The sequence below is a fragment of the Shewanella sp. MSW genome (assembly GCF_007636515.1).
Lineage (GTDB): Bacteria > Pseudomonadota > Gammaproteobacteria > Enterobacterales > Shewanellaceae > Shewanella > Shewanella indica.
The window spans coordinates 28,109-50,349 of record NZ_LVDR01000001.1; the positions used below are offsets into that span (position 1 = coordinate 28,109).

The 22,241-nt window shown below is 51.0% G+C and carries 18 protein-coding genes and 1 pseudogene; 13 read left to right on the forward strand and 6 right to left on the reverse strand.

What is annotated here, in order from left to right:
• Window positions 1–9: 9 nt before the first annotated feature.
• The 6 genes from AYI96_RS00120 to AYI96_RS00140 all read left to right on the forward strand — a co-directional run bounded on the left by AYI96_RS00120 (window position 10) and on the right by AYI96_RS00140 (window position 5,595).
• The gene (locus tag AYI96_RS00120) at window positions 10–1,122 is read left to right on the forward strand and encodes an enoyl-CoA hydratase/isomerase family protein (protein WP_039032779.1); all 1,113 of its coding nucleotides are present in this window, start codon (window positions 10–12) and stop codon (window positions 1,120–1,122) included.
• 77 nt (window positions 1,123–1,199) lie between these two features.
• A complete protein-coding gene (mmsB, locus tag AYI96_RS00125; RefSeq protein ID WP_144360743.1) occupies window positions 1,200–2,099 on the forward strand; it encodes a 3-hydroxyisobutyrate dehydrogenase in 900 nt (299 codons plus the stop codon).
• Between the two features lie 10 nt (window positions 2,100–2,109).
• The gene (locus tag AYI96_RS00130; protein ID WP_025009790.1) at window positions 2,110–2,865 is read left to right on the forward strand and encodes an SDR family oxidoreductase; all 756 of its coding nucleotides are present in this window, start codon (window positions 2,110–2,112) and stop codon (window positions 2,863–2,865) included.
• A 104-nt stretch (window positions 2,866–2,969) separates the two neighbouring features.
• Complete coding sequence (locus tag AYI96_RS20220) at window positions 2,970–3,146, forward strand: hypothetical protein (RefSeq protein WP_160289552.1); 177 nt, start codon at window positions 2,970–2,972, stop codon at window positions 3,144–3,146.
• A gap of 102 nt (window positions 3,147–3,248) precedes the next feature.
• Window positions 3,249–3,470, forward strand: coding sequence for a hypothetical protein (locus tag AYI96_RS20425; protein WP_039032782.1), 222 nt, complete (start codon window positions 3,249–3,251; stop codon window positions 3,468–3,470).
• Between the two features lie 67 nt (window positions 3,471–3,537).
• Window positions 3,538–5,595, forward strand: coding sequence for an alpha/beta hydrolase family protein (locus AYI96_RS00140; protein ID WP_144360744.1), 2,058 nt, complete (start codon window positions 3,538–3,540; stop codon window positions 5,593–5,595).
• Window positions 5,596–5,600: 5 nt separating this feature from the next.
• Here AYI96_RS00140 and AYI96_RS00145 read toward each other — a convergent pair whose 3' ends face one another.
• Entirely contained in the window at window positions 5,601–5,999 is a 399-nt protein-coding gene (locus AYI96_RS00145) for a MerR family DNA-binding protein (protein WP_144360745.1), read from the reverse strand.
• A 190-nt stretch (window positions 6,000–6,189) separates the two neighbouring features.
• On the opposite strand from AYI96_RS00145, the pseudogene AYI96_RS20430 reads away from it, so the two are divergent.
• The 5 genes and pseudogenes from AYI96_RS20430 to AYI96_RS00165 form a co-directional block, all read left to right on the forward strand.
• Window positions 6,190–6,843: pseudogene (locus AYI96_RS20430) on the forward strand (heavy-metal-associated domain-containing protein); the annotation flags it as partial.
• A gap of 210 nt (window positions 6,844–7,053) precedes the next feature.
• Complete coding sequence (locus AYI96_RS00150) at window positions 7,054–9,258, forward strand: heavy metal translocating P-type ATPase (protein WP_335923927.1); 2,205 nt, start codon at window positions 7,054–7,056, stop codon at window positions 9,256–9,258.
• Between the two features lie 283 nt (window positions 9,259–9,541).
• Complete coding sequence (locus AYI96_RS00155) at window positions 9,542–9,928, forward strand: hypothetical protein (RefSeq protein ID WP_144360747.1); 387 nt, start codon at window positions 9,542–9,544, stop codon at window positions 9,926–9,928.
• A gap of 204 nt (window positions 9,929–10,132) precedes the next feature.
• Window positions 10,133–11,725: an ABC-F family ATPase gene (locus AYI96_RS00160; protein WP_025009796.1), complete on the forward strand. Its 1,593-nt coding sequence runs from the start codon at window positions 10,133–10,135 to the stop codon at window positions 11,723–11,725.
• A 365-nt stretch (window positions 11,726–12,090) separates the two neighbouring features.
• Window positions 12,091–14,040 carry an acyltransferase family protein gene (locus AYI96_RS00165; protein ID WP_039032784.1) on the forward strand — a complete coding sequence of 650 codons (1,950 nt, stop codon included), beginning with the start codon at window positions 12,091–12,093 and terminating at the stop codon, window positions 14,038–14,040.
• 147 nt (window positions 14,041–14,187) lie between these two features.
• Here the strand turns inward: AYI96_RS00165 and AYI96_RS00170 are convergent, their stop codons facing one another.
• From AYI96_RS00170 to AYI96_RS00185, 4 genes are all read right to left on the reverse strand, one after another.
• Window positions 14,188–15,912, reverse strand: coding sequence for a SulP family inorganic anion transporter (locus AYI96_RS00170; protein ID WP_039032785.1), 1,725 nt, complete (start codon window positions 15,910–15,912; stop codon window positions 14,188–14,190).
• Between the two features lie 33 nt (window positions 15,913–15,945).
• A complete protein-coding gene (locus AYI96_RS00175) occupies window positions 15,946–16,356 on the reverse strand; it encodes a TIGR01244 family sulfur transferase (RefSeq protein WP_039032786.1) in 411 nt (136 codons plus the stop codon).
• A gap of 15 nt (window positions 16,357–16,371) precedes the next feature.
• Complete coding sequence (locus AYI96_RS00180) at window positions 16,372–17,235, reverse strand: MBL fold metallo-hydrolase (RefSeq protein ID WP_144360748.1); 864 nt, start codon at window positions 17,233–17,235, stop codon at window positions 16,372–16,374.
• A 118-nt stretch (window positions 17,236–17,353) separates the two neighbouring features.
• Window positions 17,354–17,968 (reverse strand): peroxiredoxin, encoded by a 615-nt coding sequence (locus AYI96_RS00185; protein ID WP_144360749.1) that lies wholly within the window; start codon window positions 17,966–17,968, stop codon window positions 17,354–17,356.
• A 318-nt stretch (window positions 17,969–18,286) separates the two neighbouring features.
• On the opposite strand from AYI96_RS00185, the gene AYI96_RS00190 reads away from it, so the two are divergent.
• Window positions 18,287–20,323, forward strand: a complete 2,037-nt coding sequence (locus tag AYI96_RS00190; protein WP_144360750.1) for a DNA topoisomerase III — start codon at window positions 18,287–18,289, stop codon at window positions 20,321–20,323.
• Window positions 20,324–20,333: 10 nt separating this feature from the next.
• Here AYI96_RS00190 and AYI96_RS00195 read toward each other — a convergent pair whose 3' ends face one another.
• The gene (locus AYI96_RS00195; RefSeq protein WP_071475951.1) at window positions 20,334–20,525 is read right to left on the reverse strand and encodes a DUF4250 domain-containing protein; all 192 of its coding nucleotides are present in this window, start codon (window positions 20,523–20,525) and stop codon (window positions 20,334–20,336) included.
• Between the two features lie 512 nt (window positions 20,526–21,037).
• Here AYI96_RS00195 and AYI96_RS00200 point away from each other — a divergent pair.
• Window positions 21,038–22,210 carry a porin gene (locus AYI96_RS00200; protein WP_144360751.1) on the forward strand — a complete coding sequence of 391 codons (1,173 nt, stop codon included), beginning with the start codon at window positions 21,038–21,040 and terminating at the stop codon, window positions 22,208–22,210.
• Window positions 22,211–22,241 lie beyond the last annotated feature (31 nt).

Below are 22,241 nucleotides of genomic sequence, written 5' to 3' on the forward strand. Positions count from 1 at the left end.
GGCGCTGATATGAGTCATGAAGTGGTATTTCAGACCCTGGGAACCGCCAGCGGCAAGTTGATTGGTGTGGCCACACTTAATGTAGAAAAAGCACTCAATGCACTGAACCTCAACATGGTGCGTTTGCTGGCCAAGCAGTTGGCTGCCTGGAAACAGGATGAACAGATTGCCTGCGTGATCCTCGACGGCAGCGGCGACAAGGCCTTTTGCGCCGGTGGTGATGTGCGGGCGCTGTATCAGGCGCAGCAGGCCAATCCCGGCAGTTACACCCAGGAAGCCCGGGTGTTTTTCGAAGAGGAGTATCGGCTCGACTTTCAGCTGCATACCTTCGGTAAGCCTGTATTGGTTTGGGGTGACGGCATAGTGATGGGTGGTGGTCTGGGGCTGATGATAGGTGCCAGCCACAGGGTATTGACCGAGCGCTCGCGCATCGCCATGCCTGAGGTCACCATTGGCCTTTACCCGGATGTCGGCGGCAGCTATTTTCTCGGCCGCATGCCGGGTAAAACTGGGCTGTTTCTCGGCCTGACCGCCTACAATATGAATGCGGCCGATGCCCGTTATACCGGCATTGGCAATCATTTTCTGGCCTCAACGGATAAAGAGCGCATGCTCGATGCCATGGCGACGGTTAACTGGGGCAATAACACCAGTCTCAACCAGCAGAAGCTGCATGATCTGCTCAATGAATTGGAAACCCAGAGTGAAGAGCGTCCCGGCAGCAGTCGCTTGAAGGGCCATCAGGCTCAGATAGATGAGCTGATGACCGGGGATATGGCGGAAATTCTCGTCAAGATGCAGACCTTGGAAACCGAAGAGGGCTGGTTGCAGCGTGCCCGTGACACCATGCTGAGCGGCAGCCCGCTGAGCTGGGCGCTGGCCTACGAGCAGTCAAGGCTTGGGACTGACATGAGCCTGGCGGATTGTTTCCGCTTCGAGCTGGGTCTCAGCCTCAACTGCTGCGCCATAGGTGATTTTTGTGAGGGTGTCAGGGCGCTGCTTATCGACAAGGACCGTAATCCCAACTGGCGTTACGGCAAGGGCAAGATAGCACCGCAAGAAGCGGTATCTGCCTTGCTCGAGTCGCCATTTGAACATGAACACCCATTGGCCGATCTGTAACAGGCCTAACTGCAAGATTGACCGGTGTCTTTGGTTAAGGCGTCGGCAAACAAGATTCCAACAGGGAGAGCAAACAGATGACAACAGTGGCTTTTATTGGTTTGGGCAACATGGGTGGGCCGATGGCGGTCAACCTGATCAAGGCCGGGATGACTGTTAGGGTATTCGATCTGGTGCCGGCGGCGATGCAGAGCCTGGCAGAGCAGGGGGCTATAACTGCCCAGAGCGCCTGTGGCGCAGCGGCGGGTGCCGATGTGGTGGTAACCATGTTGCCGGCTGGCAAGCATGTGCGTAGTCTGTACCTCGGTAGCGAGCAGCAGCAAGGGCTGCTGGATGTTGTGGCCGAGGGAACCTTGCTTATCGATTCGTCGACCATAGATGCCGACAGTGCCCGCGCAGTGGCGGCTGGGGCGGCCGCCAAAGGGCTTGAGTTTGTTGATGCGCCGGTTTCCGGTGGCACCGCCGGGGCCGCGGCCGGTACGCTGACCTTTATCTGCGGCGGCAGCGACGCAGGTTTTGCCAAGGCTAAACCCGTTCTCGAGTGCATGGGTGCCAATATTTTCCATGCAGGCGGTGCCGGCGCCGGTCAGGTTGCCAAAATCTGCAACAACATGTTGTTGTCTGTCTTGATGGTAGGTACCAGCGAGGCACTGAGTCTGGGGATAGATAATGGTTTGGATCCCAAGGTGCTGTCAGATATCATGAAAGTTTCGAGCGGCGGCAACTGGACCTTGGAGAAATACAACCCCTGTCCCGGGGTGATGCCAAGCGTGCCATCGTCCAATGACTATCAGGGCGGGTTTATGGTGGATCTTATGGTTAAGGACCTCGGTCTGTCCCAGGAAGCAGCGCTGTCCAGTCAGTCGAGCACCCCCATGGGCGCACTGGCGCGCAGCCTCTATGTCAATCATGCCCGCAAGGGTAATGGTCGTCGCGATTTTTCCAGTATTTTTGAACAATTCAAGCAAGAGAAATAAGGATAACCCAATGGATGTAAAAGGTAAGGTAGTCGCCATCACAGGTGGAGCCGGTGGACTGGGTCTGGCGATGGCGCAGGAGCTGGCCGCAGCCGGTGCCCGTCTGGCGCTGATCGATGTGGATCAGGACCGTCTGGAGCAAGCCTGTGCCCTGATGGGCGAGACCGAAGTGCAGGGTTATGCGGTGGACATCACGGATGAAGAAGATGTGATGGCAACCTTTCAGTACATTCTGGAAGATTTTGGTCAGCTTAATGTGCTGGTAAACAACGCGGGTATTTTGCGTGACGGCATGTTGATCAAAGCCAAAGAGGGCCAGGTGACAGACCGTATGTCGCTGGAGCAGTTCCAGTCGGTTATCAATGTAAACCTGAGCGGCAGTTTCCTCTGTGGCCGTGAAGCCGCCGCCGCCATGATAAGCTCTGGTCAGGAAGGGGTGATTATCAATATCTCCAGCCTGGCTCGGGCCGGCAATGTGGGGCAGAGCAACTATGCCGCCTCCAAGGCAGGTGTCGCTGCCATGGCGGTGGGCTGGGCCAAGGAGCTGGCGCGCTACAAGATCCGGGCCGCTGCTGTTGCACCCGGGGTTATTGCCACCGAAATGACCGCCGCCATGAAACCGGAAGCGCTGGAGCGCCTGGAGAAAATGGTACCGGTCGGCCGTCTGGGGGATGCCGCTGAAATCGCCTCGACAGTTAAATTCATCATTGAAAACGACTATGTCAATGGCCGGGTATTTGAAATTGACGGCGGTATCCGCCTGTAATTAAATGCCTTGAGATCAAGGCCAAAATAGATATCATCCCTGTTCTTTACCGGGTTTCAAACAAAGGCAGGGATGATGTTTTCTTCCTCCACCGGGCAGCTTGTTTGTTAATTTTCTTTTGCCATGATGCGCCGCAGCTCTATGTGAACGACGGCGATAAGTTGGTGAATATCTTCTCTGAACTTATGTACTTCTATGAGGATTTGGCCGGTGAGCGGGATGAAACCGGCGAACGCGCCAGGGTCTTGCAAAAGTTATCATTCTGCAATGGTGAGGGGTAGATACTTGTCCGCTTTGTATTACAGACGTTGACAATTCTTGTCTCGGATTGAACAATCCCCCCTAATAAAAGTTAAAAGTACCAGAGGTATCGACACTCACCCATGCATTGGTTGGAGAAACAGATTAAGCGCCTGCTTTTGTTGGTGGGAATTGCGGGTGTCATGGTAATCTATTTCGGATTCTTCTATCTGCTTCTCAGCGGTCGCTCTACTGAACCCATCACCTGGTACTATTTGCTTTCACCTTGGATCTGCATCTTTTTTGGATTATCCAGTTTGCAGCAGTACAGGGTGTTGCAGTGGTTCTGCGCCAAATTTAAATAACAACACAAGACTTAAGTTGTAGTAGTTTCAATCTGCCTGAGGGTGGGTGTTGGGGGGAAACGAAACCATGATTTTCAATCCCGGAAAGCAAATTTTGGCCGTAGCGCTGATGGTGTTCGTGCTGCAGGGTTGCGGTCAACCTGCGCAGGAGCAACAAGCGCCTGCCGACAATGAGCAGAGGATTAGCGCCGCTTATGGCAGCTGGGCCTCGCCTTTGGGGGCCGCCGAAGTCTACGGCAGTGCCTCGGCAATAGGTGAGCTGCAGAGTGTCGGTGATGCGATTTATTTCTCGGAATCCAGCCCGGCCGAAGGCGGCAAGGTGGGGATAAAGCGTCTTGAAAAAGATGGCAGCATTACCAGTGTGGTGGCACCGGCCTTTGGTGTTGGCAGTCGCGTTCACGAGTATGGCGGTGGCGATTTTCTCGGTATAGGTCAGAGCCTGTTTGTCACCAAGGGGCAGGATCAGCTGTTTTACCGGATAGCGCCGAATCAGGAGGCGCTGGCTCTGACTCCCAATGGCACCCGTCACGGGGAATGTATCTCTTACCCCAAGGGCTCACGGATTATTTGTGTTCGGGAAGATCATCGCCAACCGGGTGAGCCCAAGGCCAGTTTGGTGACCATTAACCTGAATTTCTCCGGTGAAGGGGATATCTTTGTCGATGGGCACGATTTTATCAGTTCTCCGGCAATCAATGCCGACAATACTCAGCTTGCCTGGATCACCTGGGAACATCCCAACATGCCTTGGGATAATACTCAGTTGTGGCTTGGGGATCTCAATCGCAAGGGGCAGTTGACTAACATTCGCCAAATCGCACCCGAGCGCAAGGGCGCACTGATGCAACCCCTGTTTAGCCCAAACGGCGTGCTCTACTTTATTGCCGACTATGACAACTGGTGGAACCTCTATCGACTTGATGGCAAAGGCGATATCGAACAGGTTACCCAACTCAAGGCTGAAATTGGCGGCCCTGCCTGGAAGTTGGGGCAGCACGCTTACGCCTTTGAAAATGAAAATACCCTGATAGCCAGCTTCAACAAGGAAGGGGATGCCGGATTGCTGCGACTGGATCTGCAGACCGGGGTTATTGAAGTGCTGGCTGCTGACTTTGCCGATATCAAACAGGTGGTGCAGGGGGCCGACGGGGTTTATTTCGTTGGCAGTAGGCCAACACCCGAGCGCGGCATCTATAAGGTTTCCGGCCGCGGCACAGAACTTGTGTATGCACCTAAAATTTGTGGTCTGGATCCCAGATACATCTCCCGCGCCGTCAATGTTGAGTTCACCACCAAGGGGGGAGGCAAGGCTCACGGCTATTTTTATCCGCCGGTAAATGGTGATTACCAACCTCTGCCGGATACCCGGCCGCCTCTTTTGATGATGTTGCATGGTGGGCCGACCGCCAGCGCAAATAGGGCATACGACAGCGCCATTCAATACTGGACCAGCCGCGGCTTTGCCGTGTTTGAACTCAATTATCGCGGCAGTACCGGCTTTGGCCGCCAATATCGCCAGAGCCTCTATGGCAACTGGGGCAAGGCAGATGTTGAGGATGCTGTCTGGGCTGCAGGTTTTTTAGTTGACCAAGGCTGGGTCAATGCTGAGAAATTGGCGATTCGCGGCGGTAGTGCCGGTGGCTTGAGCGTGCTCTCGGCCTTAGCCTTCCATGATAAGTTTAAGGCCGGGGTGAGCTATTTCGGGATCAGTGATATCGAGGTGCTGGGCAAGGAAACCCATAAGTTTGAGTCAAGATACCTGGATCAACTGATAGGCCCTTACCCCAAAATGAAGGCTGTATATCGTGAACGCTCGCCCCTGTACCACCTGCAGGGCTTCAACGAACCCTTGCTGCTGTTGCAAGGGCTCGAAGATAAGGTGGTGCCACCGAGTCAGTCGCAGCATATCTACAAGGCGCTGAAAGACAAGGGGGTGCCCACAGCATTTATCGGCATAGAGGGAGAAGGACATGGCTTCCGCCAGCCTCACAACAAGATACTGGCGTTGGAATCAGAGCTGGTGTTCTATGGTATGGTGTTTGATTTCACCCCGGCGGGCACACTACCGGCACTGAAGCTGGACAATGCCGCAGCCTTGGCGCGGCCCGGACAACAAGTTGAGTGATAGCTTCAGGCCTGTTTGGCTTCGCTGGACAGGCCATCTATGATGGCGCATTCAGACTGATTGCCGCCGCGGCACTGGGATACCAGTTCGCTCAGTTGGGCATGCAGCGACGCCAGTCTGGCCATTTTGTCTTCCAACGCCTGCAGGTGCCCTTTGGCCAGACGTTTGACATCCTCGGCGCAGCGCTTGGGATTGTGTTTCAGTTGCAACAGATCCCGGCATTCATCCAAGGTAAAGCCCAGCTCGCGGCAGTGCTGCAAAAACTTGAGCGCCTCGATTTCAGCCGCCCGATACTCACGATACCCATTGTCGCCTCTGTGGGCCTCAACCAAGCCTATGTCATGGTAATAGCGGATACTCTTGATACTCAGACCTGTTGCCTTGGCCACTTCGCCTATTTTCATCGCTGAACTCCTGCCCTGTTGGGACTCTTGTGGGCTATTTTGTCGCGCCGCAAGCGCATTGTTGAGAGTCAGAGCACCTTTTCTGTTATGGATAATTATCCGGGCTTGACTCTCCCGTTACTGGAGACTTTAACCTTTATCTCAGTGTTGAGCCAGCCTCGCTTGCGAGGGGCACAGATGGGAGTTTCCAATGGACCAGATACAATTCACCATAGCGAATATGAAGTGCGGCGGCTGCGCCCGCAAGATAAAGGCCCTGTTCGCCGATGATACCGGCGTAGAAGCCGCTACTGAGGTGGCAGATAAGTCGTTGACGCTGACATTCGCCCCGGGCGCTGAGCTTACCCCCGCCGCGGCGTTGGCGAAACTGAAAGACGCAGGTTATGACGCCGAGCAGGCCAAGATTGCTGCTCCCGGTGCCGGTGACAGCGCGCAAGAGCCCAGCCCTGAACCCAGCCCTGAAGCCCCTGCCAGCTTTAACTTCCATGTTGCCGATATGAACTGCGGCCACTGTGAGAGTAAGCTTCGCAAGGCGCTGGCTGATGAGCTTGAGGTAGAAGTCGACCTTAAAGACAAACAGCTACGGGTGAAAAGTCACAAGAGCGCGGCCGAACTGGCCGAATTGATAACCGGCGCAGGCTTTACCCCGCAAACGCTTGCGCCTGGCAATACAAGTGAGCCGGAAAACTTCCGCTTTTATGTTGGCGATATGACCTGTGGCCATTGTGAGGCCAGTATTCGTAAGGCACTCAGCGATGAAGCTGAGGTGACGGTCAATCTGAACCAGAAACAGCTTGCACTGAAAAGCCATAAAACCGCCGCCGAGTTGACCGAACTGTTAAAGGCCGCCGGGTTTACCGCCGAGCCTTGGCGCGATGAGCATGCCGAGACTGATACTGATACTGATACTGATACCGAGACTGAAACAGAAGCTCAGGCTGACGCTTCGAAACCGGCAGTGGCCGCAACTACAACTGAAGCTGAAACTGGCAAGCATGCCGATAAAGCCGTCAAGCACAAGGCCGCCACGGCTTATCCTGCCAACCCCACACTACTGTTTGTGCCGGATATGAGCTGCGCCAGCTGCGTGGCCAAGATAGAAAAAGCCTTTGCCGCCAAAGAGGTCGAGGCCAGAGTCAACTTGGCCGACAAGCAGGTGAGCGTAGCCGCAGGGTTGCCTGTGGCTGAAGCCGTTGCGCTGCTGCTCTCGGCCGGGTATCGCGCCGAGCCAATAACCGACGCCGCCAGTGCCATGGCCGATAAGGCCGAGCATGATGCCAGGGAATATCGCACCCGGATCAGGCAGGCCATTGCCGGTCTTGGGCTGGGGATCCCCTTGATGATCTGGGGCCTGGCCGGTGGTGACATGATGATCCACGATAGCCAAAGCCAACTTATCTGGGGCGCCATGGGGCTGCTGACCTTGTTGTTGCTGGTCACCACAGGGGGGCATTTCTTCAGTGGTATGTGGCGCTCACTCAGGGCCAAGAGTGCCAATATGGATACGTTGATCGCCTTGGGTACGGGCACGGCCTGGCTTTACTCCATGCTGGTGGTGCTTATTCCCGGCTTTTTCCCCGACGGCACCCGTCATGTGTACTTTGAGGCCAGTGTGATGATCCTTGGCTTGATTAACCTTGGGCACGCATTGGAGCTGAGAGCCCGCGGCAAGACCAGTGAAGCGGTGCAGAAGCTTATTGGCCTGCAGAGCAATACGGCTATCAAGATCACCGAAAACGGCGATGAAACCGTGGCCATAGCGGCGCTGGTGGTGGGTGACAAGCTGAGACTGCGCCCGGGTGACAGAGTGGCGCTCGACGGTGAAGTGCTTTCAGGCAATTCGTTGCTCGATGAGTCCATGCTCACAGGCGAACCCATTCCTGTGGCTAAATCCGTGGGCGACAGTCTGAGCGCCGGCACAGTTAATGGTAACGGCAGCCTTATTTACCAAGTTACTGCCGGGCCTGCCGATACCCGCCTGGCGAAGATTATCGCCCTGGTTCAGGAGGCCCAGACCTCCAAGATGCCCATAGGGCGATTGACAGACAAGATAGCCGCCGTGTTTGTGCCTGTGGTGGTGGTTATTGCGCTGCTGGCGGCCATCATCTGGTATTTTGCCGGTCCTGAGCCCGCGCTGTCCCATGCGCTGGTGGTGCTGACCAGTGTACTGATTATCGCCTGTCCCTGCGCCTTGGGGCTGGCGACGCCTATGTCCATCATGGTATCTGTCGGCCGCGCCGCTTCCATGGGGGTGTTGGTGAAAAACGGTGAGGCGCTGCAAACCGCCAGCAAGGTCAGCTGTGTGGTGCTGGATAAAACCGGCACCATCACAGAAGGTAAGCCCGCCGTCACTCAGGTGGATATTTTCGATGATGCCTTTGATGAGCGCGAGCTGCTGCGTGCCGTGGCGAGCCTTGAGCAACACTCAGGCCACCCCTTGGCGGCGGCGCTGCTGGATGCCGCCAAAGCCAAAGAGGTTGTGCTGAGTGAACCGCAGGGGTTTGACTATCGCCAGGGGCAAGGGCTGCTGGGGCAGTTTGAAGGCCGGCAGTGGGCGGTCGGCAACAGCAAGCTAATGGACGCACTGGGCATTAGGCTGACCGAGGCGCACCAGGCAAGGCTGGAGCAGGGGGCGGCGCTTGGACACACCCAGGTGCTGGTGGCCCGAGATAATCAACTGCTGGCGTTGGTGGGGATCAGTGATCCAATCAAAGCCGATGCCAAAGAAGCCATGACCGCGCTCAAGGCCCAGGGCAAGCGTTTGGTATTGCTCAGTGGTGATAACCAGGCCACAGCCGAAGCTGTGGCGCGTCAGGTGGGGATTGAGGAAGTCATCGCCGGGGTGTTGCCGGATGAAAAGCAATCCTGGGTCAGTAAGTTTCAAGCGCAGGGTGAAGTGGTGGCCATGGTCGGTGATGGGATCAATGACGCCCCGGCGCTGATGGCCGCCGATGTCGGCATTGCCATGGGCTCGGGCACAGAGATTGCTATAGAGAGCGCCGACCTGACCTTGCTTAACCCAAGGCTGGGCAGCTTGGCCGGGGCATTTGCCCTGTCGCGGGCGACGCTTGGCAACATCAAGCAGAACCTGTTCGGCGCCTTTATCTATAACACTCTGGGGATCCCGATTGCTGCCGGGGTGCTGTACCCGCTGACAGGGATCTTGCTGAGCCCTGTGGTGGCCGGCGCGGCAATGGCGCTGTCTTCCTTGACTGTGGTGACCAACGCCAACCGCTTGCGGCGTCAGTCTTTGGATTAAGCTTTTTCAGCGTTCGAGCCGGGGAAATTGCCCCGGCTTTTTCTTGTTTTATCGCCTTGTTTTTCCTGTTTAAATAAGGGGTTTGCCTTTGCTCAGCAATAATGCCTGCCGAAAAGAGAGCCTGCGGTCACGGCCTTAGCCAGTTAGAGCCTTTAGTCTAAAGAGCCTTTGGTCAATATAAGCTTGGGGCTGGATATCGCGGGCCAAGCGAGTCACAGCAAGGACAACAGGGAATAAGAAAAGAAATGGGAAAGGAGAAAAGGAATGGGGAAGGAGCCGGAAAATGCAATCCAGAAAATTCACCGCGGCAGCTAAGCTGAGTCTGCTAGGCGGCGCCTTACTGCTTAGTGCCGTCTCTGTACCTGCTCAGGCGGGCTGCGGCGTGAAAAGCACTGAGTGCATAGTGATCAAGGGCGACAGCCAAAAGACCCTGGAGTGTGAAATCACGGTTTGTGCCAATGTGCACTCATTTCTCAGTCGCTGGCAGTTGGCCGATGGCACCACGCTGAGCACGGATTACACCGAGGACAGCGAGAGCATCACTATCAATGGTGAGCCGGGATATGCCTTGCCGGCGGATATTTTGCGCCCCGAACTTGGCTGTTACAGCACTTTTGCAATAAACAAGACGGAAACTACCTTGGTGTGTGGCCGCGATCTGGATTTTTAATCTGCTTGCAGAAGATTTTTAAAGTCTTTTATAAACAGCTGGTTGCACTTTTTTATCTCGATGATCGACCGCGAGTTTGGTTGATAATTCACGCAGGAATGTTATAGTGCCCGGCTTTATTTACCCGGCCAATCATAGGCCTTGGGCTCTTGGACGCGGCTTTACATAGCCCGGTCCCGCATCTGGATATTTTGGAATCATACAGTGATAACGACAGCTAACATCACCATGCAGTTTGGCGCCAAGCCGCTGTTTGAAAACATCTCGGTTAAATTCGGCGAAGGCAACAGATACGGCCTTATCGGCGCCAATGGCTGCGGTAAGTCTACTTTTATGAAGATCCTTTCCGGTGAGTTGGAGCCAACCTCGGGTAATGTTTCGCTGGATCCCAACGAGCGTCTGGGTAAGCTGAACCAGGATCAGTTCGCCTATGAAGAGCACAGCGTTATCGACACAGTGATCATGGGCCACAAAGAGCTGTGGGCGGTGAAGCAGGAGCGCGATCGCATCTACTCCTTACCGGAAATGAGCGAAGAAGACGGCATTAAAGTGGCCGATCTTGAGATGCAGTTTGCCGAAATGGACGGTTATACCGCAGAAAGCCGCGCCGGTGAGTTGCTGCTCGGGGTGGGTATTCCGCTGGAGCAACATTTTGGCCCTATGAGTGAAGTGGCACCGGGTTGGAAACTCAGGGTGCTGCTGGCACAGGCCTTGTTCTCTGATCCCGATGTATTGCTGCTCGACGAACCGACCAACAACTTGGATATCGATACCATTCGCTGGCTGCAGGAGATGCTTAACCAGCGTAACAGCACCATGATCATCATTTCCCACGACAGATACTTCCTCAACTCTGTCTGTACCCATATGGCGGATCTGGACTATGGTGAGCTGCGGGTCTATCCGGGCAACTATGATGAATACATGACAGCCGCCTCACAGGCCCGCGAGCGCCTGGTGGCTGAAAACGCCAAGAAGAAGGCACAGATTGCCGAGCTGCAAACCTTCGTGGCGCGCTTCTCTGCCAACGCTTCCAAGGCCAAGCAGGCCACATCCCGTGCCCGTCAAATCGACAAGATCAAGCTGGATGAGATCAAGGCCTCCAGCCGGGTTAACCCCTACATTCGTTTCGAGCAGGAGAAGAAACTGTTCCGTAACGCTTTGATTGTTGAGAACATGAGCAATGGTTACGATGAGCTGCTGTTCAAGGATGTGAACTTTATCGCAGAAGTGGGCGAGCGTATCGCTATTCTGGGTGAAAACGGTGTGGGTAAGACCACCTTGCTGCGTACTCTGATCCACGAGTTGCCACAAAAGAGCGGTACCATTCAATGGTCTGAAAACCATCGTATCGGCTACTACGCCCAGGATCATGCCAGCGACTTTGAAAATGATATGAACCTGTTCGACTGGATGGGTCAGTGGCGTCTGGAAGGCGATGACGATCAGGCGGTGCGTTCAGTGCTGGGCCGTATGCTGTTCAGCGCCGACGACATCAAGAAATCTGTCAAGGTACTGTCCGGTGGTGAGCAGGGGCGTATGCTGTTTGGCAAGCTGATGCTGCAAAAGCCCAATATTCTGGTGATGGACGAACCAACCAACCACCTGGATATGGAATCGATTGAGTCGCTGAACAACGCCCTCGAGCTCTATGAAGGCACTTTGCTGTTTGTCAGCCATGACCGCGCCTTCGTGTCATCTCTGGCCAACCGTATCATAGAGATAAGCGCTGATGGCGTGAGCGACTTCAAGGGCACTTATGATGAGTTCCTGGCCAGCAAAGGCATTGAAGCCTAAGTCTTTTATGGCGAGCTTGGTTTAACACCAAGTAAAAAAATCACAATAAACAAGGCCGGTTCATTGAACCGGCCTTGCTGTTTTTAAAGGCTTGGATCAGAGGCGCGCTGACTTATTCTTCCGAGGAGTCAAGCTTCTGACTGTGGCCATATTGCTGGTGCAGATCAAAAATCTGCGACCATTGCCTTCCTTAACTAGTAATACCGCAACAATATTGTGTGAACTATATAATCTATTCACTTGAGTTGTCTTTTTTTGCGTTGATTTCCAATAGTTCAATATGAGTCGCTGCCGTTAGCCAAGGTTTAGGTATACAATTGCCGGCTTTCTTGCCTCAAAGGGCGTGTTGTAGGAAATGCTTATATATGTCGGTTGTATTGCCTAAAAAGTTTCGTTATGACATTAACGGACTAAGAGCTTGGGCTGTTGTTGCAGTTATTTTATTTCATTTTAAGGTGCTAGGATTTGCTGGAGGGTTTGTAGGAGTCGATATTTTTTTTGTTATTTCGGGTCTGTTAATGACAAAAATAATAGTGACAGGCTTAGAAAGTAACAGTTTCTCCTATAGCCGTTTTATGTTTGCAAGAGCCAAACGAATTTTTCCCGTATTGGCCGTATTATGTGTAGCATTATTGGTTTTCGGTTGGTTTTGGTTGTCAACGATCGATTATCAAAAATTAGGTACTCATATTGTTGGTGCGGCTTTATTCATTTCTAATCATAAGCTTTACAGTGAGGCTGGTTATTTCGATGCGGCATCTTATGAAAAATGGTTGCTTCATTCTTGGTCGCTGTCAGTTGAGTGGCAGTTTTATTTATTGTTGCCACTGGTATTGATGTTGGCTTGGCGCTGGCGCGGTAAACAAGCTGTATTACTCTCTTTGTTAGCTATTGCGCTGGTTTCCTTTATGTTGTCTGTGTATGCCGTGGAGACTAACCCTAGTGCGGCATTCTATCTTTTACCTTTTAGGGCATGGGAGATGGTAACAGGTGGACTTATTTGGTGGGTGATGAGACATAAGCAACTGGGACAGATGGCCAGTAAAGTCATAGAGTTGCTCGGGTTTACGTTAATTCTAATGGCTATCTTCGGTTTTAATGAGGCAACGCCATGGCCTGGAGGATATGCTTTAGTGCCGGTGCTTGGGGCTGTATTGGTGTTAGCTGCCAACCGTCAAGAGTCTCCTTTGACTGCTAATCCACTTATCGCACGTGTGGGATTGATTTCTTATTCACTTTATTTATGGCACTGGCCTATTGTCGTGTTTCTTGCTTATGCGGGGGAGCAAAATAATCCTACTTGGATTGTTGCTGGTATCTTGCTTACGTTTGCATTCGGAGAACTATCGTATCGATTTATTGAAACTCGCTCTAGTTATTACCTAGGTCAACTTAGCTTTAAAAAGGCTACATGGGTATTATTTTGCGTTTTATTATTGGTTGAGTTATTAGCAGTAACCGCACGACATTTAGAGGTTGAAGGACGGTTACCTAAAAAAGTTGAAAAAGCAAGTCAAGGGTCATTTGATCGTAACCCTAGATTAAATGAATGTCTTCTTGGACCTGGACGAGATATTCCCGAATCTAGCTGTATACATGGCACAGGAAAAGTACAAGCTGTGGTTGTTGGCGATAGCCATGCCAATGCGGTGATATCGAGTGTGGTATTAGCTGCTGAAGACAAAGGAAGTGTTGTGGAGATGACCTATAATGGCTGCTCAACCCTAATTGGAGCCAAGAGTCATATACCTAAATCACAATGTGATCTGTTTAATCAACATGTGCTTGATACCTTATCTACCACCAGTGATATACCTGTAATTTTAATTTCTCGATTAACAGGTAGTGTTTTTGGTTATAACGAACGGCACAAATTCCAAAATAGACCAGTGATCTACTTTGGTGATAATCCTGAACAGACTAGTGACGAGGTATATAAAGACTTTGTGATGAAACAGATCGAAACTGTGTGTCAATTAAGTCAATATCGTCCGGTATACCTGGTTCGTCCGTTGCCTGAAATGGATGTTGATGTACCAACTACTGTTTATCGTAACTTAATGTTTAACAATGGGTTACAAGATGTTTTTATTACTGATCAAGATTATATGCAACGTCATACCCTGATTTGGCAAGCACAGGATAAAGCTGCGGCCGCTTGTGGTGCTAAAGTGCTTAATCCATTGCCTTACCTTTGCGTTAATGGGCGTTGTATGGGAAGTAAGGATGGACTTTCTCTGTATTATGATACTAACCACTTGAGTGAATATGGGAATAAGTTTTTAACACCCATGTTTAAACCTTTATTTCAATAGTAAGACTAATTTTCGCATTGTTCCTAGTATACATGGTAGTGCTCATATGAGCTTGGGGGATTACATCGGATAGATGTAATCCCCTTTTTGATATAATAATGGAACTGTTCGGCATTAGAGGTTTGCAGTATTTTTTAAGCTAATAAGTTAGTGAACTATCGAACTATCCAGATCAATTATCGCTTCATACTGACTAATATAAACTTTGCCTTTGAAGTGTTCAAAGAAGTCCGATTTTTTAATATTATCCATGACCGGGCCTTTAACTTCTGATAAGTGTAGTTGAATATCGGAATCTTTCAGGCGGTCGTGAATTAACGTCAAGCTTTCCAGCGCACTGGCATCGACTGTGTTTACCCCGGATAACATCAATACCAGATGTTGGGTTTTAGGATACTGTTGCAAATATTCCATTATCTGATCTTCCAGATAACGAGCATTGGCAAAATATAAGCTTTCGTCAATCCGCAGGCTGAGTACCGTTTTACTTTGGATTACATTAAAACGAAGAATGTTGCGAAAATGTTGGCTTCCCTCGATTAAACCAACCACTGCAATATGTGGCCGACTGGTGCGCCATAGAAATAGCGCTAGAGATGTAGCCAGTCCCGCTAATACGCCAATCTCAACATTAAATGCCAGTACACCGATAATGGTGAGAAACATGGCGATGGCATCACTCTTGGCACTTTTCCAGGTATGGATAATGGCTTGCACATCAATCAGTGCCGATACAGCAACGATAATAGTTGCCGCTAACACCGCATGTGGCAAATAGGTAAACAGCGGGGTGAAGTAAAGTACGGTAATGCCGATTCCAATTGCGGTAAATGTCCCCGCCATTGGCGTTTCAGCGCCAGCATCATAATTAACGACTGAGCGCGACAGACCACCTGTAACTGGAAATCCCCCATTAATAGCTGATGCGATGTTGGCACCACTTAAGGCAATCAGCTCCTGATTCGGCTCAATTCTCTGGCGACGTTTCGCCGCTAATGTCTGCCCAACTGAAGCTGACTCGACGAAACCGATAACACTCAGCAGAATTGAGGCTGGAAGCAGGTCTCCGATTAGTGCGAGGTCGAGCGAAGGCAGTGAAAAGCTAGGCAAACCGCTTGGGATCTGGCCAACTACGCTGACGCCTTTTTTGTCCAGATCAAATAGGGCTACTAGCACAATACTCAATATCATCACTATCACAGGAGCCAGTTTGATTGCATGACCTGCCAGTTCTGATGAAAGTCCTAGTTTGATTAAATTGGGTTTGAGGCTTTTGCGTGCATAGATAAGGGCAATCAAACTGAATGCCCCAATCATCAGGGTATAGAGATTAGTTTGGGGTAACGCAAGAATCAGATTAGCCACGCGCTGCAGCACATTTTCCCCATGCAGTGGCAAGCCAAAAATATGTTTAAGCTGGCCAATAGAGATAAGAATACCAGAAGCAGTCATAAAGCCAGAAAGCACCGGATGGCTTAAAAATGTGGTCAGAAATCCCAGTCTTAGTACCGACATCAGCAATAGCACGATACCGGAAAGAAATGCCAAGGTTGCAGCGGCGGTGATATAACCCTGGCTACCAGTTTCAAACAGTGGAGCAATGGCCTCTGCGGTCATTAGCGAGATCACCGCTACCGGGCCCACGGCCAGTGTTTTACTGGTGCCAAGCATAGTATAAACAATCAGCGGCAGGATACTGGCGTACAGACCAACAACGGGGGGCAGACCAGCAACCATCGCGTATGCAAGGCTTTGTGGGATAAGCATCAAAGTCACGATAATAGCAGCTAAGCCATCTTTCGTGGCGTCATGACGCGAATAATCAGGCAACCAAGATGATATCGGCAACCATTCCAACCAAGAATTTTTCATGCTTTGGCTATCCTAACCAATGTGTGAATTCGGTTAATCGGGTTGCTTAACCCAACTAAGATCAAAACCCATTTTGGTAGCTTGGGCAATACGTCGATCAAATGAACCCAATTCGGTGCAGCTCATCGACCAGAGTGCGCTGCAACGTGTTCCCGTGCGACAGAAAGCCAAAATAGGTTTAGGGGCGTGCATAAAGAACTGACCAAACTGCTTTCCCTGATCCTGAGTAATATTTCCGGAAATAACCGGCAGGTGAAAATAGGTCATCCCCTGTTCTTTAGCCAGTCGTTCAATTTCTCTATTCAGGGGCTGATCATTTTCTTCCCCATCTGGACGGTTATTGATGATCGACTTAAATCCCATTGATGCCAGACGTGGTATGTCGCTGGGTAAAATTTGTGGTGAAACGGTAATTGATTCCGTTAAATAGATTGGTATTAGCATAATCGCAACTCAGTTTCAGATTTTATTTAATGGTATTTTCAGATAGCGCACACCATTATCTTCTTCCGGTGGTAACTCTCCGGCACGCATATTGACCTGAACCGAAGGCAAAATCAGGGTTGGCATATTCAGTGTGGCATCACGTCCTCTGCGCATCTCAACAAATTGCTGCTCAGAAATATTCTGTTTGACGTGAATATTGTATAGGCGTTCATCACCAATCGTAGTTTCAAACAGGTACTCTTCGCGATTTGGTGCTTTGTAGTCATGACACATAAAGACGCGTGTTTCATCAGGCAGAGCGAACAATTTCTGAATTGAGCGATAGAGGGTTGCTGCATCTCCTCCGGGGAAATCGCAACGGGCGGTGCCGTAATCGGGCATAAATAAAGTGTCGCCAACAAATACGCAGTTACCAATCATATAAGCCATACAGGCAGGAGTGTGGCCCGGAGTATGAATTGCGTGCGCTTCAATATTACCAAGAGTAAAAGTCTCTTGATCGGCAAACAAATGATCAAACTGACTGCCGTCCATCGCGAAATCACTACCGGCATTAAATAGCTTGCCGAACGTATCTTGTATCACAGTGATTTTTTCACCAATACCCAGTTCGCCACCAAGTTTCTGCTTGATATAGGGGGCCGCACTTAGATGATCAGCATGAACATGAGTTTCAAGGATCCACTCGACCTTTAAGCCACTTTTCGTTACAAACTCAATCAGTTTATCTGCTGTTTCGTAAGAAGTCCTGCCTGAAGCGGGGTCGTAGTCTAGTACCGAATCGATAACGGCACATTGCTGGCTGTTTGGATCTACGACTACATAGCTGTAGGTGAATGTTTTCGGATCGAAAAATTCGTAAACGCTGGGGGTCATATTTCCTCCTTGATTCCATAAAAGATGATTAACGTCACGTGGGCCGGATAGCATCCGTTTACATAGCTACTCGCATGGTTTGCGGATTACAGCTTTTTTTACTGAAGTACCAGTCAACCTAGTTATAACCTTGAACTTTAAGTACTTCGGCTTCTTGAGCGGTTGCCGGTGGTGGAACAATCACTTCATTGCCTGGGATCCAGCTTTCTGGAGTTGCACATACGTTTGCATCGCTAGTTTGTAGTGTTTCAGCTAGACCTAAAATTTCTGCCACAGAACGGCCATTGCTCATTGGGTAGTAAAGCATTGCGCGGAGTACGGCTTCAGGGGCGATAACAAAAGTGGCACGAACCGCAGAAGTATTACTCGCACCTGGCTGAATCATGCCGTAAGCACCAGCGATTTTTATATTTAGGTCAGCAATAATCGGGAAGTTAATTTCAACACCCAAGTTATCTTTAATGCTACGAGCCCATGCGATGTGTGCATGAATACTTTCGATAGACAGCCCCATCGGTTCACAATTAAGAGCTGTAAAATCTGCACTTGCCTGAGTAAACGCCATAAATTCAGTGGTACATACCGGGGTAAAGTTTGCCGGATCAGAGAAAAGAACCAACCATTTACCTTTGGAGTCTTCCAGGCTAAGCGTACCCTGGGTGGTTTTTGCGGTGAAAGGCGGAGCTGCTTCATTTAGACCTGGCATCGCAACTACAGTTGTCTGTTCAGTCATATAGCGTTTCTTACTTGTATCAGGATTTTGTCAATAAGATTTTTCTAATAGATATACTATAATAGCATTCGCTACTAAGTACAAATAGAAATTCTCAATTAGTCCGAGAGGGTATAGCGATTAGGGAAGCAGGAATTCAGATAATAAGCACCGGAACAAAAGTGCGTTAAACAGCGCGGCTTCAAACCAAGAACTACGGCTCCGGAGTTACCATAGGGAAGCATATGAAGGATAATTTGCAGCCTAAAGCTGACTTGGCTAAAATTACTGTAATTTTATCCAGTAATACTGTTCAGTGACAGTCAAAGGACGCAGTGGATGATCCTCTATATCGCCGAAAAGCCCAGCCTTGGGCGCGCCATCGCCGAGGTGCTCCCTAAACCCCATCGCAAACATGAGGGCTATATCGAGCTTGGCAATGGTGATTGTGTTTCCTGGTGTATAGGTCATCTGCTGGAGCAAGTTGAGCCGGATGCCTACGATCCCGCCTACAAGTCCTGGCAGTTGGAGCATCTGCCTATTGTCCCGTCCGATTGGCAGGTTAAACCCAAAGCCAGCAGTCGCGGGCAACTTAGTGTCTTGCGTAAATTGGTCAAGCAGGCCAGTGAGTTGGTCAATGCCGGCGATCCGGATCGGGAAGGACAGTTGTTGGTAGATGAAGTGATTGCTCACCTTGGGGTCAAGGGCGATAAGCTGGCGGCGGTCAAACGCTTGTTGATAAGCGACCTCAACCCGCAGGCGGTAAAACGCGCCCTGGGACAGATGCGCAGCAACCGCGAGTTTGTGCCATTGTCGACTTCGGCACTGGCACGCAGCCGAGCAGATTGGCTCTACGGCATGAATATGACCCGTGCCTATACCCTGCAGGGGCGCAAGGTGGGCTATCAGGGCGTGCTTTCGGTCGGTCGGGTGCAAACTCCTGTGCTTGGTTTGGTTGTCCGGCGCGATCAGGAAATCACCGCCTTTGTGCCCAAACCTTTTTATGAAGTGCTGGCCCATTTAAGCACTCAAGAGGGCAGCTGTTTCAGCGCCCGCTGGCAGCCCAGTGAGGCCTGTCAACCTTGGATGGATGAGGAGGGGCGGGTGCTCTCCCGCGGTTTGGCAATGAATGTAGTCGGCAGGATCACCGGCCAACCCGGCCGGGTAGATGAGCTGGAGCGCAAGCAAAGACACCAGGCGCCGCCTTTGCTCTATAGTCTATCGGCGCTGCAGATTGATTGTGCCAAACGCTTCGGCATGAGCGCCAAAGAGGTGCTGGATACGGCGCAGTCTCTGTATGAACGGCATAAATTGATAACCTATCCGCGATCCGATAGCCGCCATTTGCCCAAGGCGCAGTTACAGCTGGCCCCGGTAGTCTTGAATGCTATTACCCAAGGGGCAGCAGAGCTGCTGCAAGGCTGTGAAGCCCCCAATCCCGCCCTTAAGTCCAAGGCCTGGAACGATGCCAAGGTAGATGCCCATCATGCAATAGTGCCTACGGAAAAGACGGCTAACCTCGGTGTGTTGTCACAGCGTGAGCGTCAGGTGTATTTGCAGATTGCCCGTCAGTATTTGGCGCAGTTTTACCCCAATTATGAATACCTTGAAACCCGCGTTGTGATCGACATTGCCGGAGGTTGCTTCGTGGCTAAGGCCAAACAGCCATTAAAACAGGGTTGGAAGCAATTGTTTGGCAAACAAAAAGCCGACGATGAAGCGGAAGATATTCAAACTGTTTTGCCTGAGCTGACTCAGGGGCAGATGCTGGATTGCCTCAAGGGTGAATTAGTGGAGAAGATGACCCAGGCGCCCAAGCATTTTACCGATGCCACACTGCTGGCGGCGATGACAGGCATAAGCCGCTATGTGAAAGACACTGAGATCCGCAAAATTCTCAAGGAAACCGATGGGCTGGGGACAGAAGCAACCCGCGCCGGGATCATTGAACTCTTGTTTAAACGTGGCTTTTTGAAACGTCAGGGCAAGAGTATTTTGGCTACCGAGGCCGGCAGCGGGCTTATTCAAAGCCTGCCCGAAGTGGCCACCACGCCGGATATGACGGCGCTGTGGGAAAGTAGCCTGGATGCGATTTGTCGCCGTGAACTTAAATATCAGGCTTTTATGCAGCCCTTGACGGCTAAATTGGGCGAGCTTATTGAGCAGGCCAAGGCACAACTGCCTACGGCCTTGAGCGGCGTGAAAAGTACAGGCTTTAAAGGACGTAAACGTCGCAGTGGCGCTTATACCGCTAAGGCCGGTGCCTCCAAGGGCGCAAGCACCAAGAAGGGCACTGGCGTTAAGACCGGCACCGCCAAGCGCAACTATCGCTCAGCGACCAAGAGCAAAACCAAAGCCCAGTCCGCAACTTCCTGAGGACTGGCGATTATGTCAAGCGTCGGTATTGGTTGGACAGGGGATGGTACTCGTATCCCAGCGCACTGAGTTTATGCTCGAGCAGGGTAGGTGACAGGTCAAGCTCGTAATAAAGTGCATCTTTGTCCGGACAACTTAGCCTCAGTTTCTCATTGACTATGCCCAACAGTATTTCGGCGGGCAGATGTTGCAGGCTTTCCATATTCCCTCCAAGTGTCAGCTATTGACTGCCCCATAATGCAATAGAGTTGGCTTGGGTTGCAAATCCCGCCTGGGTGCATTTAAAGTTTTAAAAAGATCAACATCTTAATAAAGTAATTTTATTTTCTGTTCAAGGCGGTTTTATCAATCTTTTTACCGGTTCCTGCTAGATCAAATATTCGCAAACACTTTAACTAAATTCAATATAATTGTTTAAAAATCAATCTGTTAATATTTGTTGTCAAGGTACTTGATTCTGCCCTTGTCGATACGCATGCATTCCTTTTGCTGCAGAAAAAGTTCGCTTGTTACAACGATATTTAATTCTTCTCACGGCATTTAACGCTTTCCAATCACGATATTTCACGATTTGTCGATCCAGCGCAGGAAACCAGGGGCTGGAATTGGCTTTTTTACAGCTGGCACGCAAACTGCAGCCCTCGAGTAACACATATAAATATGTCTAATAAATCAGCGTATTAAACGCGTTTTACTTATAAAAGGGTAATGAATATGAACAAGAAGATCCTGGCACTTGTGATCCCGGCTATGCTGGCAAGTGGCGCTTCCCAGGCTGTGGAGCTGTATAAAGATCAGACCAACAGTGTAAACATGATCGGCTGGCTGGGTTTTGCTGCCTTCAATGATGGTCATGAAACCTCTGTTATCGATAATTTCTCTCGCGTAGGTTTCCGTTTTGATCGTCAGGAACGCAATGGCTGGCGCGCCTTTGCCCACACTGAGTGGGGCATCAACATGGTGACCAGTGATGACGGCCTGATCTACACCCAAGGCCAGGGCGGTGGTCAGATGCGCGCCGAGAAGAACAGTGACTTCTTGTTTAACCGCTTGGGTTATGTGGGTATGGCTCACGACAAGTGGGGTACTCTGACTTTCGGTAAGCAGTGGGGTGCATATTATGATGTGGCTTATACCACAGATATCCTGGATGCCTTCACTGGTTGGTCTGTTGGTGCCTACACCTTTGGTGACGGCGGCCTGACAGGTGCCGGTCGTGCCGATGCTGCCTTCCAGTATCGCAACACCTTCTTCGGCAAGCTGCATATCGCCCTGCAGTATGCTTCCAAGCAAAATGACGACGTTGCCCTGTTTGACGAAAACGGCGCCGCTCTGAACGATGGCTCTGAGCTGAGCTTTGACTCCAGCTATGGTGCCAGCGTGACTTACTATGTGACCGATAAGTTCAAGGTTCTGGCCGGTTTCAACCGTGGCGACTTTGAAGGCAACCTGGCCGGTGTTGCCGTTGATGATACCAACCAGATCGTCGGTATCGGTGCCCAGTACGGCAGCTTCTACCAGTATGCTCCAGGCCGTGACGCCGATGGTCTGTACGTGGGCTTCAACGCTCACAAGAGCAAGCAAAACGAACTGGTTGGCGGCAGCCTGTACGACTCCACCGGCGGCGAATTCATCCTTGCTTACCAGTATGACAACGGCTTTGTTCCTTCTCTGTTGCTGAGCTATCAGGAGCTGGACACAGATGCCAACACCGCCATCCAAGGCGATTGGACCCGCCAGTTTGCGGTTCTGGGTCTGCACTACCGTTACAGCCGTGACACTGTGATGTATGCCGAAGCCAAGATTGACTTCAGCACCATGGATGACAAGTCCTGGGAAGATCTGCAGGACAACAACTATGCGGTAGGTATCCGTTACTTCTTCTAAGGGGCTCCCTGTATTTCCCTGCACAGGCCAC

Coding starts and splice junctions, on each gene's coding strand:
- AYI96_RS00120 (WP_039032779.1), top strand. CDS start 10: ATGAGTCATGAAGTGGTATTTCAGACCCTGGGAACCGCCAGCGGCAAG.
- AYI96_RS00180 (WP_144360748.1), bottom strand. CDS start 17,235: ATGACCCCCAGCGTTTACGAATTTTTCGATCCGAAAACATTCACCTAC.
- AYI96_RS00185 (WP_144360749.1), bottom strand. CDS start 17,968: ATGACTGAACAGACAACTGTAGTTGCGATGCCAGGTCTAAATGAAGCA.
- AYI96_RS20425 (WP_039032782.1), top strand. CDS start 3,249: ATGCATTGGTTGGAGAAACAGATTAAGCGCCTGCTTTTGTTGGTGGGA.
- AYI96_RS00175 (WP_039032786.1), bottom strand. CDS start 16,356: ATGCTAATACCAATCTATTTAACGGAATCAATTACCGTTTCACCACAA.
- AYI96_RS00155 (WP_144360747.1), top strand. CDS start 9,542: ATGCAATCCAGAAAATTCACCGCGGCAGCTAAGCTGAGTCTGCTAGGC.
- mmsB (WP_144360743.1), top strand. CDS start 1,200: ATGACAACAGTGGCTTTTATTGGTTTGGGCAACATGGGTGGGCCGATG.
- AYI96_RS00195 (WP_071475951.1), bottom strand. CDS start 20,525: ATGGAAAGCCTGCAACATCTGCCCGCCGAAATACTGTTGGGCATAGTC.
- AYI96_RS00200 (WP_144360751.1), top strand. CDS start 21,038: ATGAACAAGAAGATCCTGGCACTTGTGATCCCGGCTATGCTGGCAAGT.
- AYI96_RS00170 (WP_039032785.1), bottom strand. CDS start 15,912: ATGAAAAATTCTTGGTTGGAATGGTTGCCGATATCATCTTGGTTGCCT.
- AYI96_RS00165 (WP_039032784.1), top strand. CDS start 12,091: ATGTCGGTTGTATTGCCTAAAAAGTTTCGTTATGACATTAACGGACTA.
- AYI96_RS00140 (WP_144360744.1), top strand. CDS start 3,538: ATGATTTTCAATCCCGGAAAGCAAATTTTGGCCGTAGCGCTGATGGTG.
- AYI96_RS00145 (WP_144360745.1), bottom strand. CDS start 5,999: ATGAAAATAGGCGAAGTGGCCAAGGCAACAGGTCTGAGTATCAAGAGT.
- AYI96_RS00190 (WP_144360750.1), top strand. CDS start 18,287: ATGATCCTCTATATCGCCGAAAAGCCCAGCCTTGGGCGCGCCATCGCC.
- AYI96_RS00130 (WP_025009790.1), top strand. CDS start 2,110: ATGGATGTAAAAGGTAAGGTAGTCGCCATCACAGGTGGAGCCGGTGGA.